Origin of the sequence: Photorhabdus aegyptia, assembly GCF_000612035.1 — a bacterium.
GTDB lineage: Bacteria > Pseudomonadota > Gammaproteobacteria > Enterobacterales > Enterobacteriaceae > Photorhabdus > Photorhabdus akhurstii.
In genome coordinates this window covers 20,650-27,374 of sequence record NZ_JFGV01000071.1, presented here as the reverse complement: position 1 = coordinate 27,374, position 6,725 = coordinate 20,650, and the positions used below count along the sequence as shown (strand labels likewise).

6 protein-coding genes are annotated in these 6,725 nt (G+C 40.4%); 1 reads left to right on the top strand and 5 read right to left on the bottom strand.

Annotated features, from left to right (window positions below; genetic code table 11):
• Positions 1–1,331: multidrug transporter subunit MdtD (gene mdtD / locus BA1DRAFT_RS18260; protein ID WP_036782057.1), on the top strand; the 1,331-nt coding region annotated here is incomplete at its 5' end.
• Here mdtD and rbsR read toward each other — a convergent pair.
• The 5 genes from rbsR to rbsA form a co-directional block, all read right to left on the bottom strand.
• The gene (rbsR, locus tag BA1DRAFT_RS18255) at positions 1,328–2,329 is read right to left on the bottom strand and encodes a ribose operon transcriptional repressor RbsR (protein ID WP_036782055.1); all 1,002 of its coding nucleotides are present in this window, start codon (positions 2,327–2,329) and stop codon (positions 1,328–1,330) included. The two genes, mdtD and rbsR, sit on opposite strands and share 4 nt — an antisense overlap.
• A gap of 2 nt (positions 2,330–2,331) precedes the next feature.
• Positions 2,332–3,261, bottom strand: coding sequence for a ribokinase (rbsK, locus tag BA1DRAFT_RS18250; RefSeq protein WP_036782053.1), 930 nt, complete (start codon positions 3,259–3,261; stop codon positions 2,332–2,334).
• Positions 3,262–3,324: 63 nt separating this feature from the next.
• Entirely contained in the window at positions 3,325–4,215 is an 891-nt protein-coding gene (gene rbsB / locus BA1DRAFT_RS18245) for a ribose ABC transporter substrate-binding protein RbsB (RefSeq protein WP_036782051.1), read from the bottom strand.
• A 24-nt stretch (positions 4,216–4,239) separates the two neighbouring features.
• Positions 4,240–5,211 carry a ribose ABC transporter permease gene (gene rbsC, locus BA1DRAFT_RS18240; protein ID WP_036782049.1) on the bottom strand — a complete coding sequence of 324 codons (972 nt, stop codon included), beginning with the start codon at positions 5,209–5,211 and terminating at the stop codon, positions 4,240–4,242.
• 6 nt (positions 5,212–5,217) lie between these two features.
• The gene (rbsA, locus tag BA1DRAFT_RS18235; RefSeq protein WP_036782047.1) at positions 5,218–6,723 is read right to left on the bottom strand and encodes a ribose ABC transporter ATP-binding protein RbsA; all 1,506 of its coding nucleotides are present in this window, start codon (positions 6,721–6,723) and stop codon (positions 5,218–5,220) included.
• Positions 6,724–6,725 lie beyond the last annotated feature (2 nt).

Below are 6,725 nucleotides of genomic sequence, written 5' to 3'. Positions count from 1 at the left end.
TGCAAGCTTTAGATGCAACAATTCTCAACACAGCATTGCCCGCTATTGCTGAAAGCCTCAAACATTCACCTCTGGCGATGCAATCTGCTGTTGTCAGCTATACTCTGACTGTTGCTTTGCTAATTCCAGTCAGCGGCTGGTTAGCAGATCGTTTCGGTACCCGCCGGGTATTTATATTTGCTGTATCCTTATTTTCTTTAGGCTCTCTTGCCTGTGCTCTGTCAGGTAATTTAGCTTTTCTAGTTGCTTCACGTGTAATTCAAGGAATTGGTGGCGCAATGATGATGCCGGTTGCTCGCCTTGCTTTATTACGTGCATACCCACGCAGCGAACTTCTACCCGTTATGAATTTTGTCACCATGCCAGGGTTAGTAGGGCCAATTCTTGGTCCTATGCTCGGTGGGTTATTAGTCACTTATGCTACCTGGCACTGGATATTTATTATCAATATCCCAATCGGTTTATTGGGGATTATTTATGCTAAAAAGCATATGCCTAATTTTACAATGCCAAAACGTTCATTCGACTTTTTCGGTTTTGTACTTTTTGGGCTGAGTTTAATAATGGTTTCTGTCAGTTTAGATTTACTAGGGGAAAGTACGTTACCAGGCTATATACCTCTGACAATTATGGTTGGTGGTTTTATGATATTATTTGGTTATCTAATGCATGCCAGAAGACAAACCCAACCCCTTATCAGTCTGAAATTATTCCGTATTCGTACATTCTCTGTCGGTATTATAGGTAATCTTGTTACACGCCTGGGAACTGGATGTATTCCTTTTCTTATGCCTTTGATGCTACAAGTTGGATTTGGCTACTCAGCGGTTATTGCCGGAATGATGATGGCACCAACAGCTATTGGTTCTGTTATAGCCAAATCTTTCGTTACTAATGTATTAACTCGCTTTGGATATCGTAAGACGCTGGTTAGCATAACAATCATTATTGGATTAATGATTGCTCAATTTTCACTACAATCACCAGAAATGTACGCTGTTCTTTTGTCTATTCCACTATTCTTTCTAGGCATGGCTGTATCCATTCAATTTACTTCGATGAATACCATTACTCTTGCTGATCTGACCGATAATAATGCCAGTTCAGGAAACAGTTTATTAGCGGTAACTCAGCAGTTATCTATTAGCTTCGGTGTTGCGGTAAGTGCAGCTATTCTCCGTTTCTATGAATCCATACATTATGGAACAACCATTGATAGCTTCCACAACACTTTTATTACCGTAGGAATAATCACTTTACTCTCTTCTTCCACCTTCCTGCTATTACATAAGGAAGATGGAGATAACATGATCAAGAAAAAGAACTCTTAAGAACGAGAAACTGAACTACGCTCAATCAATGTCGGAGTTAATACTAATAATTTAGGATCACTTTCTGGGTTATCCATCCGATAAAGCAAAGTATCAACAGCTAACTTTCCTAACTCATCTTTTGGTTGATGAATGGTTGTCAATGGTGGGATCATATAAGGGGCAAGGTCGATATCATCATAACCTATGATGGAAATATCATCCGGCACAGAAAGCCCTGCTTGGTACAGAGCCTGATAAGCGCCAACAGCCATTGCATCATTTCCGGCAAAAACAGCCTCTGGCGGTTCTGGATGTTGTAGTAATTTCTGCATTGATTCAAAACCACCAGCAAATTCAAAATCACTATAAATTTCATATCCGTCAGGAATAATAAGGCCAGCATTTGCCATTGCCTTTCTATATCCCTTCAATCGATGATTAGCAGGTGTTTTATCTTGTGGACCTGCAATACAAGCTATTTTTTTAAAACCACAGCTAATAAGGTGATTAGTCGCTATCTCACCCCCCAACAAGGAGTTGTCCTGAATAATATCGCTGACAATATCAAATGGAGACCAATCCATCATAACCATCGGTAAAGGAGGATAACGACTCAAAACATCACAGGAGCTGTGTTGATTTTCAGTACACATAATCAGCACCCCATCTACTCGCTTTTGCAGCAAAGTTTCCATGCTGTAATCCATTCGTTTGGCATCCCCCTCTGTATTACACAAGATAAGGCTATAACCACGCTCATAACAGCTTCGTTCAACCCCTCTTACAATTTCAGCATAAAAAGGATTATTACTGGTTGTCACCAGCATACCAATGGTTTTGGTTTGCTTGATCTTAAGACTTCGTGCAAGCGCTGATGGCGCATAATTCAATTGCTCAATTGCATCATTAACTTTCTTTTTCACACCATCACTGACATAACGATTATTATTAATAACATGAGATACAGTTGATGTAGAAACGCCAGCAAAACGAGCAACATCTTTCATTGTAGCCACAGTTAGTCCTGTTCAGTTAAAAATGCATCAATTTCATTTCGCCACGGGACGGAAGGCTGAGCACCCTGACGTGTTACCGCTATTGCAGCAGCAGAATGAGCAAATCGTATGGCAGATAACATGGATTTTCTTTCCAACAAAGCTGTCACCAGCGCACCGTTGAAAGTATCTCCTGCCGCAACAGTATCTACAACGTTAACTTTAAATCCCGGAACAATTTTTCCTTTTTGACCTCTTTCACTCAACCATACACCACGGCTACCTAATGTGATAATTACCGTTTCAATACCTTTATCATGCAGTATTTGAGCCGCATTTTCCGCATCTGAATCATTTTCTACTTTAATTCCAGTGAGATATTCCGCTTCAGTTTCATTTGGTGTAATGATATCCACCAGCGAGAGCAATTGATCAGATAATTTTCGGGCCGGCGCCGGATTGAGTATTATTTTTGTATTATTTTGTTTAGCTATTGTTGCAGCAAGTTGTACTGTTTCCAATGGAGACTCAAGTTGCATTAATAATGCATCAGCTTCTTCAATAATATTTTGGTAGCGATAGAAATATTCCGGTGTCAACGCTGCATTAGCACCAGCATTGATACCAATAACGTTTTCACCTTGCTGATTAACGAAAATCAACGCTACACCCGTTGTTTCTCCTTTAATCACTTCAATGCCAGAAGTTTTAATATTATCCTTTGCTAATTGCTGATAGATACGAAAACCAATATCGTCCTCACCAACACAAGCTATAAATGTAATGTCAGCACCACTGCGGCCTGCTGCTACCGCCTGATTAGCACCTTTACCACCAAAAGCAACCTGATATTGCTCCCCGATCACCGTTTCCCCCGGACGAGGGAATGACTTAAGATTCAAAATATGGTCAGCATTAATGCTGCCAAGCACCGCAAGTTTTGCTGTACTCATTACATTTATTCCTTTTCAATTATGCCGTCACCACCATCAATGAGTAACGGCATAAATACCGATTTATTTTTTAATAACTAACTCCAATTCCACGGGGATGACGGCTTCAACTTTTTCGCCTTTCAGCACTTTATTTGCAGTCTGAACACCAACGATACCAATTTGATCAGGCCGCTGAGCGATCGTCGCTCCCAGTTTTCCACTTTGAACAGCTTTGATACCATCTCCAGTACCATCAAAACCAACAACTAATACATCGCTTTTACCTGCGGTCTGTAAAGCACGTAAGGCACCTAACGCCATCTCATCATTCTGAGCAAATACAGCTTGTACAGCCGGATGAGCCGTCAGTAAGTTCTGCATAACATTCAGTCCTTTGGTACGATCGAAATCAGCAGGCTGACTAGCCAGCACATTGAATTTATGTTCCTGTGCTACCTTATTAAACCCCTCACCACGTTCACGGGCGGCAGAAGTGCCGGCAATACCTTCTAACTGAATAATTTTAGCTTCATTCCCCAGTTTTTCGGCGATAAAATCACCCGCTATTTTACCCCCCAAGCGGTTATCAGAGGCAATATGACTGACAACAGTACCCTTATTCGCTATCCGATCTAGAGTAATGACCGGAATTTTGGCATTGTTAGCCATCATAATGGCATTACCAACAGCATCGGAGTCAGTCGGGTTAATTAGCATGAGTTTAGTACCACGTACCGTCAAATCCTGAACATTAGCTAATTCTTTCGCTGGATTATCCTGAGAATCCAACACAATTAGGTCATAGCCCAACTTATCCGCCTCCTTTTGAGCGCTATCCTTCATTGTGACAAAGAATGGATTATTCAGTGTAGAAATGACTAACGCGATAGTGTCTTTCGCCAATGCATTTACACTTACAGTCATACTTAGCGCAACAGCAGATAAAATTGTTACTAATTTCTTCACTTTCATCGTGTTATTTCCTGTAGGGTGAGGTTATTTACCACTTTTGTTATCAACCAGAACTGCCAACAATATTACAATTGCTTTAACAATCATCTGATAGTTAGAAGAAATACCTAATAAGTTTAAGCCATTGTTTAAAAAACCGAGAATTAGCGCACCAATCAGAGTACCAATAATTAATCCCTTACCACCAGCCAGGCGGGTTCCTCCCAGTACTACGGCAGCAATAGCATCTAATTCATAACCGCCTCCCGCCATAGGTTGAGCAGAAGAAAGACGAGCGACTTCAATAATACTTGCCAATGCCGTCAGTAAACCGCATAAGGAGTAAACGATAATTTTAATTTTATCGATATTGATACCAGATAAACGGGTAGCCGATTCATTCCCCCCCAAGGCATAAATATAACGACCTAAGCGGGTGTGATGCAGGATATACCATACGATAATAAAAACTATCAACATCAGCCATACTGGAGTAGGAATTCCCAGTGGCCGACCAATACCAAACCAGCCAAACAGATCCGCGTTATCACTGAATCCTGTATTTATTGGACTACCATCAGTATAGACACGGGTTATTCCACGAAGTAATAACATCATGACTAGAGTGGCAATAAAAGCTTGTACTTTACCTTTAGCAATTATTATTCCTGTACAAGCACCAATTGCAGCACCTAAAGCCAAAGCACTCACGATAGCCACCAGAGCATTAATTTCCGTACCAACCAATGAAGCAGCAACTGCACCGGTTAACGCAAGCAATGAACCAACAGACAGGTCAATACCCGATGTCAGAATAACTAATGTCATCCCAACGGCCATAATGGCATTGACTGATGTTTGTTGCAGAATATTAAACAGATTATTTAAAGTGAAAAAATTTTGGCTAAGAGAAGAAACTACTACGATCAACACTAACAATGCAATCAGTGACTTTTGTTTCAGTAACCACTCTTTAGTAAACCAACGTTTAAATGTCGGTGATATATTAGAATTCATACTGAATTACCCCTGAATTGCTCCATATTGTTTGCCTACAGCCGCCGCCATCAAAACTTCTTGAGTTACCTGTTCAGCAAAAAATTCTCCGCTGATCTGGCCTTCACACATAACCAAAATACGGTCACTCATTCCCATCACTTCTGGCATTTCAGAAGAAATAAGAATAATACTTAGCCCTTCTTTCTTGAACTGATTAATTAACTGATAAATTTCTTTTTTTGCGCCAACATCTACACCACGTGTAGGTTCATCCAGAATAAGAACTTTTGGTCTGGTCATTAATCCACGGGCAATGGCTACTTTTTGCTGATTACCACCAGAAAGCAAATCAATAGTTTGTCCCATTGAAGGTGTCTTAATACTAAACAATTTAATAAAGTCACTAACTGCACTCTGTTCTTCTCTATGATTAAGACCCCCTAACCGGTTACTGAAATAACGTAAGGCAGTAAGAGACATATTCTCTTTAATTGACATTCCCAAAACTAAACCATCACGTTTACGATCTTCTGAAATATAAACAATCCCACAAGCTAACCCATCCTGAGGGTTACGAATTACAATGGGTGTTCCATCCAACGTGATTTGTCCTTGAGTTTTCGGCAACGCACCATAAATAATTTTCATCAATTCAGTGCGGCCAGCCCCCATCAGCCCTGATATACCCAAAATTTCCCCGCTATAAAGGGAAAAACTAGCACTTGTCACACCGGGACCAGAAATCTGATTAACTTCAAGTCGTTTTTTACCCCGAGGTAAATTCAGGCGAGGATATTGATCTTCCAGTTTTCGCCCAACCATCATTTCAATCAGAGCCTCTTCTTTTAACTCTTTTACCGGCTTTTCACCAATAAATTGTCCATCACGGAATACCGTCACATCATCGCAAATGTCAAAAATTTCTTTCAAACGATGGGAGATATAAACAATACCGCATCCCTGGGGCTTTAGTTCATGTATTACTCTAAATAATGATTCAGTTTCCGTATCGGTCAGCGCATCAGTTGGCTCATCCATAATGATAACTTTGGATTTAAAACTCAGTACTTTAGCAATTTCAACCATTTGTTGATCACCGATAGAAAGTTCAGCGACTAAACGGTGACTGCTGTAACTCAGATTCAATTTTTTTAACAGGTGATCTGCTTCCTGATACATTTTTCTCCAATCAATCGCACCGAATTTATTAACAAATTCGCGTCCCAGGAAAATATTTTCAGCAATAGTCAGTTGGGGAATAAGATTTAATTCCTGATGGATAATCCCGATCCCCGCTTCCTGAGAGGATCTAGGACCAGAAAAAATCACTTCTTTTCCCAGGTAATAAACCGTGCCTGTATCTCTGGTATATATCCCAGTCAACACTTTCATCATAGTGGATTTACCTGCACCATTCTCCCCTACCAGTGCCATCACTTTACCAGAGTAAACACGTAGTGCCGCACCAGATAATGCTTTGACACCAGGAAAAGATTTACTAATTCCTTTTAGTTCCAGTACAGGCTGCATAA

Bases quoted from the DNA above. Each gene is read 5' to 3' on its own strand.
- rbsA (WP_036782047.1), bottom strand. From the start codon at position 6,723: ATGCAGCCTGTACTGGAACTAAAAGGAATTAGTAAATCTTTTCCTGGT.
- rbsB (WP_036782051.1), bottom strand. From the start codon at position 4,215: ATGAAAGTGAAGAAATTAGTAACAATTTTATCTGCTGTTGCGCTAAGT.
- rbsK (WP_036782053.1), bottom strand. From the start codon at position 3,261: ATGAGTACAGCAAAACTTGCGGTGCTTGGCAGCATTAATGCTGACCAT.
- rbsC (WP_036782049.1), bottom strand. From the start codon at position 5,211: ATGAATTCTAATATATCACCGACATTTAAACGTTGGTTTACTAAAGAG.